Origin of the sequence: Pandoraea pnomenusa (genome assembly GCF_040391475.1) — a bacterium.
Taxonomy (GTDB): domain Bacteria; phylum Pseudomonadota; class Gammaproteobacteria; order Burkholderiales; family Burkholderiaceae; genus Pandoraea; species Pandoraea pnomenusa_C.
Map to the genome: position 1 here is coordinate 54372 of NZ_JBEBXS010000021.1, position 13094 is coordinate 67465.

The following is a 13094-nucleotide window of genomic DNA, read 5'->3' on the forward strand; positions in this document are numbered from 1 at the left end:
GTGGAAGTGCTCACTAACATGCGACAGAATTCTCCGGGGTACGCTTGGCGTGGCGCTCACCCGTTGGGGGATTAAGGATCGGAAAGACTCCGGGGTCCGGTGCGCACGACGCCGATGGTCCAGATTATTCGTTGGCGAATGTGGAATCGTTCGGTGGATTAGGCGGGTGTTTTGCCGTTAATTAAGGTATTGGGGGCTTGCCAACGGGTGGTAAGCTCCGATCTAACTGATAAAAGGCCAACCGGTGAGAGCTGTGCGATGTCGCGCGCCGCCGGGCCAACAGAGGACAAGCATCATGGCGATTCCGGGGATCGAATCGGTACTGCAGAAGTTGGGCGGTGTGGCGTCGCAGGCGGCGGGCTCGATCATGGGCACGGCGAGTGCTGGCGCGGGTGCTGCGTCGAAGACGGGCGGCTTTGCGTCCGAGCTCGAAGCATCGCTCAAGCGCGTGTCGGCGTCGCAGAATGGCGCCGAGGCACAGGCGAAGGCCTTTGAAATGGGCGAGCCGGGTGTGGCGCTGAACGACGTGATGGTCGATCTGCAGAAGGCCAACATCGGCTTCCAGATGAGCCTGCAGGTGCGCAACAAGCTCGTTTCGGCCTACACAACCGTGATGAACATGCAGGTTTGACGTACACAACCTCACGCGTTGTTGCTTAGCGTCGCCGGACGGTGTCCGGCGATCAAGAAAAGCCCCGTTTGAAGACGGGGCTTTTTTGTTGGGTTGGCAGGTGGGTGGTTCGCGGCTGAGTTACATCGATTCAGCGGCGGCGCGTGCGAACACCGCGTCCTTCATTGAACCGCAACAAGCACGACCTAGCGCGTGCGGGGCTCAGGCAGACGGTTCGTCAGGCGAGGCGGGAACGGTGGGTGCGGCAGGTGCTTCGGTTTGCACGTCCGACGGGAGGACGCCTGGCGGCAGCGGTGGCGGATTGCCGCCCCGGCCCGCTTCGAGCTTGTAGAGCCATGCCAGCAGTTCCGCTACCGCTTGATAAAGCTGCGCGGGAATTCGCTGGTCGAGGTCCACCTGCATCAACAGGCTCACCAACTCCGGCGACTCGTGGACATAAAGGCCGTGCTCGCGCGCGGTTCGCACGATCGTGTCGGCGAGCAGGCCGTAGCCCTTCGCGACAACGCGCGGCGCATTGTCTTTCGCCCCGTAGGCGAGCGCGACTGCGGTGCGGCGTTCCGGGGGCAGGGTCATGCTTCACCTCCGGTTCGGGGTGTGTCGGCGCCTTCGGAGGCATCGCCATCGGTTTGCGAGCCGCTCACCGTAGGCGTCGTCTCGTTGCCCGTTGCCAGTCTGGCGCCCGCGTTTTCCGTTGCGCCCGACGACACACTCGCGGCGCTCGACATTGCCGCAGTAGCACCGCCGTCATCGCCCAACGCGCCAAACGACAATTGACTGGCGATCAGGCCAACGGCCGCGAGCCGCGCACGCAGATCCTCGCCTTCCTCCGACAACGCATCGGCTGATGCCGTCGTATCCGTCAGCAAGCGCGCCTGCAGTTGCTGGCCCGACAGGCCGAGCGTGACGTCGACAGTGCCGAGCGACGGCAGTGTGAGCCGAAGATGTGTGTGCCATGTCGACGGCGTGGGCGCCTCGCCCGGCACCGTCTGCCCCGGACGCTCCTCGACCTGCCATTCCATCGGCGTTCCGGGCCAAGCCATGCCGTTCCACTGAAACTGCGGATTGACCAGCATGTCGAGCTGCTGACGCACGAGCGTCACGCTCTCGGCCGGCGTATTCGCCACGGCGGCAATCGCGCCCGCCGGTCCATGCGGTTGTGCATTGGCTGCTGCCGCAGTGCTGCCGTCCGACGCCAATGCGGCAGCGGCGGCGTCGTGCCCGCTGGGCAGGACGGTACTCGTCGTATGCGCCACGCTCGCGGCATGGGCCAGTGCGTTCGCCGTGTTCGGAAGATTGGCCCCCGCATTCGGCCCGGTGTCGGGTGTCGTACCGGGGGCGGCTTGTGCCGCAACACCGGATTGGCTAGGCAACGGGGGCGTTGCCGTCGGCAAGTTCGACGCGCCGAGGGTCGGCCAGCCGGTGGCAAGCGTGGCTTCCGCGCCGGCCGGACCGAGCAAACGCGTTAGCGGCCCGGGGCCGGGCAGCGTGGCATCGGCGCCGGCGGCGCGCAATTGTGCCGCCAGATTGGCAGACGCCGGCCAGCGCAACTGCGGCTCGGCCTGCAACTGCTCGAACGAGCGGCTGCCCGAGGCCCACTGCGCCAGATGCGATTCGTAAAAGAGTCCACTTGCCGACAACGCTTCTTTCAGCGCCGCAGCGACAAGCGGCGCGAGCGCCGGCGCGCCGGTACCGGGCGCGGCCGGCCACATGGGCGCACTCGCCTGAACGGGGCCGGGCGAGTCGGGCGCGAGACGCAGGATGGTGTCGATGGTGCGTGCCGCTGCCGACAGCGTGGCTTGCTGCACCGGCGTCGGGAGCCGGGCGGCGGTTTGCGATGCGGTGTTGCCCAGGCCGACGGCCGTCGACGAGGCTTTGGTGGCGAGATCGCCTAGGGCGGAGGTGGCGTCGCCCGTCGGCTGCGTGCCGGCGATGGCACTGGGCGCATTCGTCGACGCCGCGCCCTGCCCGAGGCCGAGCAGAGAGTCGAGCCGCCGTGCGAGTGTCGTGGCCAGAACCGAGTCGAGACCGGCCATGCCTTACTCCGAAATACGTGTGCGGCAACGCGTCGCCGGTGCCGCCGTCGGGCGGCGCACCGGTGGCGCGTCAGGCACCCAGGTTCAGGCCGTAGACTTCGTGCAGGGCACGTTGACGGCGCGTGTTGTTGATCATGGCGTCGAGATGCGCCAGACGCGGCACGACGAGGTCGCGAATGGCCGCATCGTCGGCCAGAATGCGCCGGATGATCTCATGCTTGCGCGCGCGCTCGTCTTCCGTGAGCGGCAGTGCGGCGTCGAGCTGCTTGATCGAGTCGACCTGCGCGCGGTACTGCGCCTCGAGATCGATCAGGGCGTCCCAGTCGCCGCCGCGCGCCACACCGAGCATGCGCTCCGTAAGGCCGGCAATACTTTCGTAGCAGTTCAGCAAGGTCGTGGCTTCACTCATAGCGCACTCCGGTGCCCGCTTGCGCAGCGGGAGCACCCGTGCCGGCAGCCGGGGCGATTTCGCGCCAGGCCGATGCGATCGTGTCGAGCAGGGTATCGACTTCGCGTACCTTGGCGACGTCGTTCTCGAGATTCGCCTCGAGCAGACGCTGGCTCATGTAGTCGTAGAGATCGCGCAGATTGCGCGACAGTTCCCCGCCGACATCCATGTTCAACCCGTCGCGCAGCCCGCCGATGATGCCGATGGCTTTCGAGATCGCCTGACCGCGCTCGGGGATACGGCCGTCCTCGAAATGGACGCGTGCCTTGGTGAGGGCTGCCTTGGCACCGTCGAACAGCATCATGATGAGCTGATGCGGGCTGGCGGCGATCACACCCGTTTCGAGACCGACCTTGCGATACGCGTTGGCGGCGTTTTGACCGTACATGACTTTCTCCGAAGCGCGTGAGCGCCGTGCGCCGCGCGCTTACTTCGAGGACGACGAGGACGAGGACGAACCACCCAGTACCTGCTTGAGGTAGTCGCTCGTGCTCTGCAGTTTGGCCATCGTGGCGTCCAGCGCGGTGAATTGCGCGAGATAGCGGTTCTGCATCTGCGTCATCTGATCCTGCCAATCCGATTCCTGCTGCTGGATTTGCTTGATCGTTGCGTTAAGACTGTTTGTTGCGGACAGGATCGGACCCTTGGTACTGAGGAAGTCGGTGACCTGATTGTTCAGCAGCGACGCGTAGCCCTGCGAGAAGTTGATCGTTCCGCGATTGCCGGTCGTGGTGCCCGTGACGGTGATCTTCAACCCGCTGGTGGGTCCCCCGGTCACGCCGGTCAACGTCTGGCCGCTTCCGGATGCCTGATAGCCGCCGATGGTGCCCGCGACGTCGAGGCCAGTCGAATCGGTCGTCGTCCCGAACAGCGATGCGCCAGCGACTCCGCCCACGGAAACCTTTGACGCCGAGCCATAGCGCGTCGACGTCATGGTCAGGACGCCGTTCTTCTGCGTGACGGCAACGGACGATCCCATGCCGGTGAAGACACTGTTGCCGTTCACCGCCGATTGAATTGCGGCGGCTAACGTGTCAGGCGTGTAGGTACCCGGGGGAATAACAACGCTTGCCGATTTGCCGTCGAGTTGCACGGTCATCTGGTTGTTGGTCTGGTCGACGGTGACTTGAGACGTCGTGCCACCCTTAGTCAGATCGATGGAGCCGACGGATGCGCCTTGCGTCGCTATCTGCGAAATGTTGATCGCGTACTGACCGGCTTGTGTATTGCTGGTCGAACTGGTGTATGAGATCAGGCTGTCGGATGTAATGCCGTTTGTGGCGAGCAGGGACGCGAGTTGTGAAAAGCCGCCTGAGCTGATCGCCTTGGTCAGCGCGCTCTGATCGACGGCGAGCGTACCGTCTGACTGGAAAGACACGCCGATCTGCGCAAGCGACGACAGCGCATTCGTGCCAACGCCTGGTAGCTTGCTATTGAGAATCTGCTGAATACGGTTCTGCACGAGCTGAACCGTGGAGTCACCGATGAGCGGACCGTTATTCGCGCCACCACCAGCCTTGTCGAAAGCGGTCAGGCTGGCAATGGTGTTTTGGAGCGAGTTGTACGCGCTCGCGAAATTCGTGACGGCAGTGGTGACGGCACTCGTGTTGTTGGTGGTCGTCACGGTCGTGGTGCCGACTTTCAACGCATTGATCGTCAGCCCCTGCACTGCACCAGTGATGGAGTTCGTCGCGCTCGTGATGCTCAGGCCATTGACCGTCAGGTTCGCATTCTGTGCGGCCGCGGTTTGCGTCAGATTTTGCGTGGCGGTTGCGTCGTATGAGAGCAGATTCGTGATTTGCGGATCGCCACCTGCGGCGGCGGTAATCTGCATGCTCATGTTCTGGCCGGTCGTCTTCGATGTCAGAACGAGACGATACGGCGTGTCGCTGCCATCGTTCACGATGGTCGCCGATACATTGGCGCCCGACGCGTTGATGGCATCACGAATGCCCTGCAGCGAGTTGTTGGAGCTGTCGATCGTGATCGTGACCGGCGACTGGGAGGCATTGGTGGCAAACGTAGTGCCACTGCCATAAACGCCGTTCACGGCGGTGCCAGTGATCGTGCCGAACGAAATCGTCAGTTTTGTGGCCGGGTTGCCCGACCCGAGCGACGCGGTCTGGCTGGTCACGCCCTTGGTCGACAGACTTTGTGCCTGCGCCAGCTGGCCGATATTCACCGTGTACGAACCCGCAGCGGCCGTCGTGTCGGCGCTGGCGGACAGAATCGTCGTATCGGCTGCCGTCGCAGACATTTGCAGATACTGGGAGGCACTGGACAGCGAGGTGAGCGACGTCTGGAACGCACTCATTGCCGACTGCAGCTGTCCGATGGCGGAAAGCTTGGTCTGGTAACTCGTTTCCTGGTTCTTCAGCAGCGTGAGCTTGTTGTTGGCCGGCTGCATCAGGCTCGTGACAAGGGCGTTGACGTCCAGCCCCGAACCGATACCGGGGGAGGAAATGCTGCCTGTTGAACTCGAAGTTGCCATCTTTTGCTCTCGCTCCGTTGAACTGATTTTTTACTGCCCGGCTGTGTTGCGTGAACACCGGTCTGCAAAGCGCGCGGCGGCGGCACCGCGATGCAGTGACGCCGCCGACTTGCCGATGCGCTTGCGCGCACCGGCCATGCTGGTCGCTACTCCGGTATTACTGGAGGAGCTTGAGCACTTGCTGCGGCAGCTGGTTGGCTTGCGACAGCATCGAGATACCAGCTTGTTGCAGGATCTGCGAGCGGGTCAGGTTGGCCGTTTCCGCTGCGTAGTCCGTATCCTGAACGCCCGAACGTGCCGAGGTCAGGTTTTGCGTCGTCGTCGACAGGCTGCTGATGGTCGACTGGAAGCGGTTTTGAATTGCACCCAGCGTTGCGTTCAGCGTGTCGACCGTGCCGATTGCCGAGTCGATCTGAGCGATCATCTTCGTGGCGTTGTCGATGCTGGTGACATTCGCTGCCGACAGGGTCGAGTTGGTGTTGACGGCTTGCACACCGCCGTTCGCGCCGGCAGCGGTCGTCAGGCCGGTATTGGCCAGGCCCGTCGTCGAACCGGCGATCGTGAATGCCGAACCCGAAAGCAGATTCAGCTTGCCAGCCGTGTCGATGTAGGCGGTCACGCCGGTGTTGGTCGCGCTGATGGCGTTGGCCAGATCGGTCGGCGTCTTGAACGTGCCAGTGATCTGCGTTGCGACACCATTGGCGCCCGTGATCGTCAGATCGCCGGCTGCGAGGGTGACCGCGCCCGTCAGCGTGTTGCCGACCTTGGTCGAGGTCGATGCGACCGTAGCCGAAGTCGAGCTCGTGATGCCCAGGTTGGCAGCCGTGCCGGCCGTTGCGATAGTGGTGGCGTTAGTGCCATCGCCAGCGATCGACAGTTCGCCCGTGGAGGTAACCGTTGCAACGGAGGTCACCGTGCCACCGCTCGACGTCGTCGCAGCAGCATTGATGGCCGCAGCAAGTTCTGCTGCCGTGTTGTACGTGCCGGCCGCGATCTTCGTAGCGGTACCAGCGGCACCTGCGGTAACCGTGATCGTGTTCGTCGTGCCGTCAGCAACGAACGGTGCACCCTTGGTCAGTGCGGCGGACGACGATGCGCTAGCCACAGCACCGATGCTGTTGATGCCCATGCTTTGCGACAGGTTGACCGAGATGGTCTGACCTGCGTTGGCGCCGACCTGGAAGTTGGCCGTGCCCATCGAGCCGTTCAGCACCGACAGACCGTTGAACTGGGTCTGCTGAGCCGTACGGTTGATTTCAGCCAGACGCTGCTGAACTTCCTGGTCAAGCGCGGCACGATCCGAATCCGAGTTCGTCGTGTTCGTTGCCTGAACGGCCAGCGTGCGGATGCGTTGCAGGTTGTCGGTGATCGACGACAGGGCGCCGGCAGCCGTTTGCACCAGCGAGATGCCGTCGTTGGCGTTGCGCTGAGCTTGCGTCAGACCGTTGACCTGTGCGGTCATGCGGTCGGTAATGGCCAGACCGGCGGCATCGTCAGCTGCGCTGTTGATACGCAGACCCGACGACAGACGCGTGATCGAGGTTTGCAGGCTGCTCTGCGAGGTGCTCAGGTTACGCTGGGCGACCAGCGAGAAGATGTTGGTATTGATGACAGATGACATTTAGCCACTCCTTTCCCAAAATTTTTGGCTCCGGCTTAAGCGCCGTAACTTTGGCTCACCAGCCAATCGCCGAAAGCCGCCGTTGTAGGGGATATCGGTCGCCCTCTGGGAAAATTTAGGGTGGTTTTGCAAAATGCTTCACCGCCCCTCATCGACTGACCCCGTCGATGTCGGAAAAACGCTAGTGAGCCAGTCTACAAAATTCCTCCACGATTGATCCGCAAAGGAAAGGGGCAATCTGCCGCCTATTCTTGTCCTGTAAGGCTCTGACAGATGGAAGGTTGCAAAAAGGACGGGGCGGCGAGGTGGCGGTTTCTCATCCGGCGGCACAACGCGGGGGTGGGCGAAAAATTTTTTCGGCGGCCATGAAAAATCTTCGCAATGTGACAATCCGACGCACGAAAAGCACATGGCCCGCAGTCGCGGGCCATGTAGTGAGTGCTTAATCCGGAGTGTGCCGGTCGGCGTCGAAGGGCCGACGCGCTCCCGTCAGATGGGAATCACGCGCACATCGGCCCCATCTCGGCGCTGACCAGGCCATGTTGCATCACGTAATACGTCAGCTCGGCGTTATTGTTCAGGCGCATCTTCTCGAGCAGGCGGGTGCGGTACACGCTCACGGTCTTGACCGACAGCGAGAGCGCGTTGGCGATGTCGGTCAGGCGCTTGCCCGAGCCGATCATGCAAAGCGTCTGATATTCACGGTCCGACAGGCGCTCGTGCGGCGGCTGGTCGGCGTCCGGGCCGAGGTAGTCGGCGAGCGTTTCGGCGACCATCGGGCTCACGTACTTGCGCCCCGAGGCGACCTGCCGCACGGCCGAGACCAGTTGCTGGGCGTTCGAACGTTTGCTCAGGTAACCGGCGGCGCCGGCCTTGAGCGCGCGCAGCGCGAACTGACCTTCGCCGTACATGCTGAAGATCATGATCGGCAGACGCGGATGTTTGCGTCGCAGCGTCTTGAGAATCTCCAGACCGTTCGTGTCGGGCAGCGAAATGTCGAGCAGGACGATGTCCCACTGGGCTGCGTCGGTCATCTCCAGCGCTTCCGCGCCGCAATCGGCTTCGCCGATGACGGCGATGCTCCCGCTATCGGTGAGCAATTGCCGGACGCCCTGGCGCACGATGGCGTGGTCGTCGACGATGAGCACTCTAAGCGTCATGATGCGTATCCGTGAAGAGCAAGCGATTCCGGGGCCGGGTGGCCGGCAGCGAGCGCAGCCGCCGGGGACGACAGGATTTGTTGCCAGGGAAGACGCGCGCTCACGAGCGTCCCCGATCCTTGAACACTGCCATTGCCACATCCGATACGGAGGGTGCCGCCGAGCGCCGTGCAGCGCTCACGCATGCCAACCAGTCCGAAATGTCCCTGCTTGCGACGCGCGCCGCGGGCGAGCCCGCAACCGTCGTCGGAAATCGTGAGTTTGAGTGAACGATGGCTGCCGTCGAGTGCCACGACCACACGCGTAGCGCGTGCATGTCGGGCGACGTTGGTCAGGGCTTCCTGTGCGATGCGGTACAAGGCCAGCACGGCGTCGGTGCTCAGATGCGCGACGCGCTCGCGCGTGACGTCGTCGCAACGCCAGATGCATGTGAGGCCGCTTTGCTCGCCGAAGCCGCGCAGCCAGGCACGCAACGCGAGGACAAGGCCGGCGTCGAGCGCCGGCGGGCGATTGCGGCCGACGAGTTCGTCGGCGGCGTCGCGCGCAGCGTTCGCGGCGTTCTGAATCTGCAGGCAGAGGGATTGCCATTCGGCCGCGCTCGCCGGTGGACGCATCGCGAGGCGCGCCGCCGTGAGCTGCAGGGCCGTGAGATGCGCGCCGAGTCCGTCGTGCATCTCCTGCGCCAGTCGCGTGCGCTCGGCTTCGCGAGCGGCGTCGATCTTGCGTGCGACGGATTGGGCGAGTGCTCGTGCCGTGGCCGGTCGCGCGGGGCGCGAGGCCGACTCTGCCGGCAATGCCGTATCGCAGGCGGCTGGCGGATCCGATGCCGGTGTCGCGGCGCGCGCGTGCAACGTGTCGTCTGGTGACGACACGCGACGTCTCGCAGCCTGTGCGGCAGGATCGACGAGATACGGCATGGAGGCAAATCCCTGAGAGAAAAAGTCCCGTGCCGCAACCCACGCGGCGAGACCCACATTCAATTTAACAAACTTTACATTTCGTCACAATTACACGCGTTGGGCAATCGCGCGGTTGACAGCGAAGCTTAACTATTTGATTTGGATCAAGAAGTTTCTGCTTGCTTGAGGAGGATTCTGCGAAGACCCCGAATATATCAGGGTTTGTCCTAGCGCATCCAGTCGAGCGTATGTTTCAAACGACATCTTAGATCTAAATAATTGTAACGCCTTAATTTTTATCGCGACTTCATACGGTTGTGATTTTCTTTCAGACAACGTCGCGGGTATACCACGCGTTCCATCGGTGAACTGCCCCGGGTGAAGTGCCGTATCAGGCGTTGCGTTCGGTGTCCGAATCCATTGGGAGCGTGACGGTGACGATCAGGCCACGTCCGTCGTCGCCCGGCGCCAGTGTGACCGTGCCGTGACTGGCGGCCACGATTTCCTTGACGATGGCCAGACCCAGGCCCGTGCCCGGCTGTCCGGGCGGCGCGTTGCGGTAGAAGCGCTCGAACACGCGCTGGCGTGCCTCGGCCTGAATGCCCGGCCCGTCGTCGATGACCCGCAGGCGGGCAGTACCGTCCGGGCAGTCGATGGCGACCGTCACGCGTCCACCCTCGTGGATATAGCGGATCGCATTGTCGACAAGATTCATGACCATCGCATGAAACAGCTCGGCGTTGCCCAGCACCCACAACCGGGTCTCCGAGGTCTCCAACCCCAGATCGATGTCGCGTCGCTGGGCGAGCGCGACCAGCTCTTCGAGCACGCCTGCGGCAACGGCCACCAGATCGACCCGCACGCGAGAGAAGGCCGGCGTGTCGGACGCCTCGGCCTGCGACAACAGCAACAGCTTGTTGGTCAGGTCGTTCAGGCCACGACTGCTCGTGTGCATGGCGGCCAGCACATCGGCCAGCGCTGCGCGGTCGTCGAGTTGCGCGGCGAATTGCAGTTGCGTATCGAGCAGCGTGAGCGGGGTGCGAAGCTGATGCGCGGCGTCGGCCACGAAGCGGCGCTGCTGCTGCGCCTGCGCCGACAGGCGCTGGATGCAGAGGTTGATCGCGTCGACGATCGGACGCAGCTCGGTTTGCAACTGCCCGGCGCGGATCGGCACCAGCTCCTGCGGCGCGCGCCCGGCGACTTCGTCCTTCAGCCGGATGAGCGGATGCAGTTCCACCGTCAGCCCGATCAGCACGAGCAGGGCCGCGAGTGCCGCCATCGCAATCTGGCGGTGCAGCGACGGCTCCCACAATTGCGCGAGCATGTCGTCATGGGCGCGCATGGTCTCGGCCACGACAACGGCAACCCGATGCGGCTGTCCCGAGTCGTACATCGTGCGCACAAAGCTGATCGCACGAAGCGGTTCGCCGTCGACGGTGATGTTCGAATAGGTGGGGACGGTCTGTGGAAACAGCGGCGGATGCGGGAAGTCGGGCGGACCGGCCAGCAACTGGCCGCTCTCGGTAATGACCTGATAGAAGACGCGGTCGTGCGCCGCCGATGCGAACAACTCCAGCGCGGACGGGGGCACGTTCGCCCGCAAGGCCCCGTCGACCCAGGTGAGCTGACCCGCGATCACCTGGGCGGACGTCAGCAACGCACGGTCTTGTACGAGTTCCGCCGTGTCGCGTGCGCTGCGATACGCCAGCCACGCGCTCGCGCCGATATACAGCGAGAGCGGCAGCATGAGCCACATCAACAACCGGACGCGCAGGCTAAGCATCTTTCTCGCGCAGCAGATACCCGAGCCCGCGCAGGGTCATGATGGCCGCGCGGCTCGTCTCGAGCTTCTTGCGCAGGCGGTGAATGTAGATCTCGATGGCGTCGGCGCTCGGTTCGTCGTCCAGACCGAAGACGCCGTCGACCAGCGCGGTCTTCGCCACCGTCTTGCCCTGCTTGCGCATGAGAATCTCGAGCACGGCGTGTTCGCGCGACGGCAGCGCGAGCGGCGCGCCCGCGATCGTGAACTGCCGTGTGCCGGCGTGATAGCTCAGGTCGGCGCACACGAGGTCGGCGCTCTGCTCCGGCGCGTGACGCCGCGCGAGCGCCTTCACGCGCGCGATCAGCTCGCGTACTTCGAACGGTTTGACGAGATAGTCGTCGGCCCCGGCGCCGAGGCAATCGACCTTTTCGTCGACCGAGCCACTCGCCGTGAGAATGATGACGGGCACGTTGTTGCGCCGCTCGCGCAGCCGTCGCAGCACATGCTTGCCGCCGAGCTTGGGCAGCATGAGATCGAGCAGCACCACGTCGTAGGTCTCGGTCTGCAACAGACGGTCCGCGGCGTCGCCATCGCGGGCGGCGTCGACGGTGAAGTTATCGTCGCGCAGCATGCGGGTGAGCCAGTGGGCGAGGGTGTCGTTGTCTTCGATCAGCAGCAGTTTCATGACGGCAAAGGGCAAGTGCGCGCGGTTGACACGGGGCGGCACGGGGACGCGCAGAGCGACGGCGAGTGTGCCCGCACAAGCCGCGCAAGCCAACAGCGGGTAAACACCCATCTGCGAACACCGAAAACCTGCAGGTCGCGAAAGCTTGATGAAAGCTTGGGTTTTCTACAATCCGGACCAAGGCAGAGGAAACGACGCAGAGCACCGCTGCCCGGGCTGCGCAACGTTATGATGCGCGGCCGGCCGGCGCAGCGCTCAGGCGCCCGAGCCATTATCCCTAAAACGATGGAGACACCACAATGCGAGCAAGCCTTGGCGTGCGTGCGCCGAAAGCCTTCGTGAAACCCCTTCTGGCAGCCGTGTTCGGCGCGTCGCTGGCGCTGGCCGCCGCGCCGGGCTTCGCCGCTGACAGCGGCAAGGTCACGATCATGGTGGGCGGCATCACCAAGATGATCTACCTGCCGGCCAAGCTCGCCGAGCAGCTCGGTTACTTCAAGGAAGAAGGGCTGAACGTCGAGCTGCTCTCGCAGCCCGCCGGTGTCGACGCCGAGAACGAACTGCTCGCCGGTGCCGTACAGGCCGTGGTCGGCTTCTACGATCACTCGATCGACCTGCAGAGCAAGGGCAAGGAAATCCAGGCCATCGTGGTCTTCGGTCAGGTGCCCGGTGAAGTCGAACTGGTGAACGCCAAGAGCAAAGACACCATCAAGAGCATGGCCGACGTGAAGGGCAAGACCCTTGGCGTGACCGGTCTGGGCTCGTCGACCAACTTCCTCACGCAGTACCTCGCCGCCAAGCACGGCCTCACGTCGGCACAGTATTCGGTGCTGCCGGTGGGCGCGGACAACACGTTCATCGCCGCCATCAAGCAGAACCGCATCGATGCGGGCATGACCACCGAGCCGACCGCCTCGCAACTGATCAAGACCGGCGACGCCGCCGTGCTCGTCGACATGCGCACGATGGAAGGTACCGTCGCGGCGCTGGGCGGCGCTTACCCGGCGTCGAGCCTGTACGTGCAGCGCGCGTGGCTCGACAAGCACAAGCCGGAAGCGGCCAAGCTGGCCCGTGCGTTCGTGAAGACGCTCAAGTACATCAACACCCACTCGGCCGCCGAGATCGCCGAGAAGATGCCGAAGGACTACTACGGCAAGAACAAGGACCTGTACGTGCAGGCCCTGCAGAACTCGCTGCCGATGTACTCGCCGGACGGCCGCATGCCGAAGGACGGTCCGGAGACCGTGCTGAAGGTGCTCGCCGCGTTCAACCCGAACGTCAAGGGCAAGCACATCGATCTGTCGAAGACGTACACCAACGAGTTCGTCGATCAGGCCAAGGTGAAGTAAGCCGCGCCTCACGACGTA

12 protein-coding genes are annotated in these 13094 nt (G+C 63.8%); 2 read left to right on the top strand and 10 right to left on the bottom strand.

Annotated elements, in window-relative coordinates; genetic code table 11:
- The first annotated feature begins 295 nt into the window (after window positions 1-295).
- Window positions 296-631 (top strand): flagellar hook-basal body complex protein FliE, encoded by a 336-nt coding sequence (gene fliE / locus ABWO90_RS19580; RefSeq protein ID WP_353192892.1) that lies wholly within the window; start codon window positions 296-298, stop codon window positions 629-631.
- A gap of 201 nt (window positions 632-832) precedes the next feature.
- Here fliE and ABWO90_RS19585 read toward each other — a convergent pair whose 3' ends face one another.
- The 10 genes from ABWO90_RS19585 to ABWO90_RS19630 all read right to left on the bottom strand — a co-directional run bounded on the left by ABWO90_RS19585 (window position 833) and on the right by ABWO90_RS19630 (window position 11730).
- The gene (locus ABWO90_RS19585; RefSeq protein ID WP_353192893.1) at window positions 833-1204 is read right to left on the bottom strand and encodes an EscU/YscU/HrcU family type III secretion system export apparatus switch protein; all 372 of its coding nucleotides are present in this window, start codon (window positions 1202-1204) and stop codon (window positions 833-835) included.
- Window positions 1201-2664, bottom strand: a complete 1464-nt coding sequence (gene fliK / locus ABWO90_RS19590) for a flagellar hook-length control protein FliK (protein ID WP_353192894.1) — start codon at window positions 2662-2664, stop codon at window positions 1201-1203. Before fliK ends, ABWO90_RS19585 begins: the two co-directional genes overlap by 4 nt.
- A gap of 70 nt (window positions 2665-2734) precedes the next feature.
- A complete protein-coding gene (locus tag ABWO90_RS19595) occupies window positions 2735-3073 on the bottom strand; it encodes a flagellar protein FliT (protein WP_353192895.1) in 339 nt (112 codons plus the stop codon).
- Window positions 3066-3500, bottom strand: coding sequence for a flagellar export chaperone FliS (gene fliS / locus ABWO90_RS19600; protein ID WP_353192896.1), 435 nt, complete (start codon window positions 3498-3500; stop codon window positions 3066-3068). The genes ABWO90_RS19595 and fliS overlap by 8 nt, the downstream gene beginning before the upstream one ends.
- A 39-nt stretch (window positions 3501-3539) precedes the next feature.
- Window positions 3540-5603, bottom strand: a complete 2064-nt coding sequence (gene fliD / locus ABWO90_RS19605; protein ID WP_353192897.1) for a flagellar filament capping protein FliD — start codon at window positions 5601-5603, stop codon at window positions 3540-3542.
- 157 nt (window positions 5604-5760) lie between these two features.
- The gene (locus ABWO90_RS19610) at window positions 5761-7224 is read right to left on the bottom strand and encodes a flagellin N-terminal helical domain-containing protein (RefSeq protein ID WP_353192898.1); all 1464 of its coding nucleotides are present in this window, start codon (window positions 7222-7224) and stop codon (window positions 5761-5763) included.
- Window positions 7225-7724: 500 nt separating this feature from the next.
- On the bottom strand, window positions 7725-8384 hold the full coding sequence (locus tag ABWO90_RS19615) for a response regulator (RefSeq protein WP_353192899.1): 660 nt from the start codon (window positions 8382-8384) through the stop codon (window positions 7725-7727).
- Window positions 8381-9301, bottom strand: a complete 921-nt coding sequence (locus ABWO90_RS19620; RefSeq protein ID WP_353192900.1) for a sensor histidine kinase — start codon at window positions 9299-9301, stop codon at window positions 8381-8383. The genes ABWO90_RS19615 and ABWO90_RS19620 overlap by 4 nt, the downstream gene beginning before the upstream one ends.
- A gap of 373 nt (window positions 9302-9674) precedes the next feature.
- Window positions 9675-11066, bottom strand: coding sequence for a sensor histidine kinase (locus tag ABWO90_RS19625; RefSeq protein WP_353192901.1), 1392 nt, complete (start codon window positions 11064-11066; stop codon window positions 9675-9677).
- Complete coding sequence (locus tag ABWO90_RS19630; protein WP_353192902.1) at window positions 11059-11730, bottom strand: response regulator; 672 nt, start codon at window positions 11728-11730, stop codon at window positions 11059-11061. Before ABWO90_RS19630 ends, ABWO90_RS19625 begins: the two co-directional genes overlap by 8 nt.
- Before the next feature lie 299 nt (window positions 11731-12029).
- Between ABWO90_RS19630 and ABWO90_RS19635 the strand changes: the two genes are divergently transcribed.
- Entirely contained in the window at window positions 12030-13076 is a 1047-nt protein-coding gene (locus ABWO90_RS19635) for an ABC transporter substrate-binding protein (RefSeq protein ID WP_502922666.1), read from the top strand.
- The last annotated feature ends 18 nt before the right edge of the window (window positions 13077-13094 follow it).

Bases quoted from the DNA above. Each gene is read 5' to 3' on its own strand.
- ABWO90_RS19620 (WP_353192900.1), bottom strand. From the start codon at position 9,301: ATGCCGTATCTCGTCGATCCTGCCGCACAGGCTGCGAGACGTCGCGTG.
- ABWO90_RS19585 (WP_353192893.1), bottom strand. From the start codon at position 1,204: ATGACCCTGCCCCCGGAACGCCGCACCGCAGTCGCGCTCGCCTACGGG.
- fliS (WP_353192896.1), bottom strand. From the start codon at position 3,500: ATGTACGGTCAAAACGCCGCCAACGCGTATCGCAAGGTCGGTCTCGAA.
- ABWO90_RS19595 (WP_353192895.1), bottom strand. From the start codon at position 3,073: ATGAGTGAAGCCACGACCTTGCTGAACTGCTACGAAAGTATTGCCGGC.
- ABWO90_RS19630 (WP_353192902.1), bottom strand. From the start codon at position 11,730: ATGAAACTGCTGCTGATCGAAGACAACGACACCCTCGCCCACTGGCTC.
- fliE (WP_353192892.1), top strand. From the start codon at position 296: ATGGCGATTCCGGGGATCGAATCGGTACTGCAGAAGTTGGGCGGTGTG.
- ABWO90_RS19610 (WP_353192898.1), bottom strand. From the start codon at position 7,224: ATGTCATCTGTCATCAATACCAACATCTTCTCGCTGGTCGCCCAGCGT.
- fliK (WP_353192894.1), bottom strand. From the start codon at position 2,664: ATGGCCGGTCTCGACTCGGTTCTGGCCACGACACTCGCACGGCGGCTC.
- fliD (WP_353192897.1), bottom strand. From the start codon at position 5,603: ATGGCAACTTCGAGTTCAACAGGCAGCATTTCCTCCCCCGGTATCGGT.
- ABWO90_RS19625 (WP_353192901.1), bottom strand. From the start codon at position 11,066: ATGCTTAGCCTGCGCGTCCGGTTGTTGATGTGGCTCATGCTGCCGCTC.
- ABWO90_RS19635 (WP_502922666.1), top strand. From the start codon at position 12,030: ATGCGAGCAAGCCTTGGCGTGCGTGCGCCGAAAGCCTTCGTGAAACCC.
- ABWO90_RS19615 (WP_353192899.1), bottom strand. From the start codon at position 8,384: ATGACGCTTAGAGTGCTCATCGTCGACGACCACGCCATCGTGCGCCAG.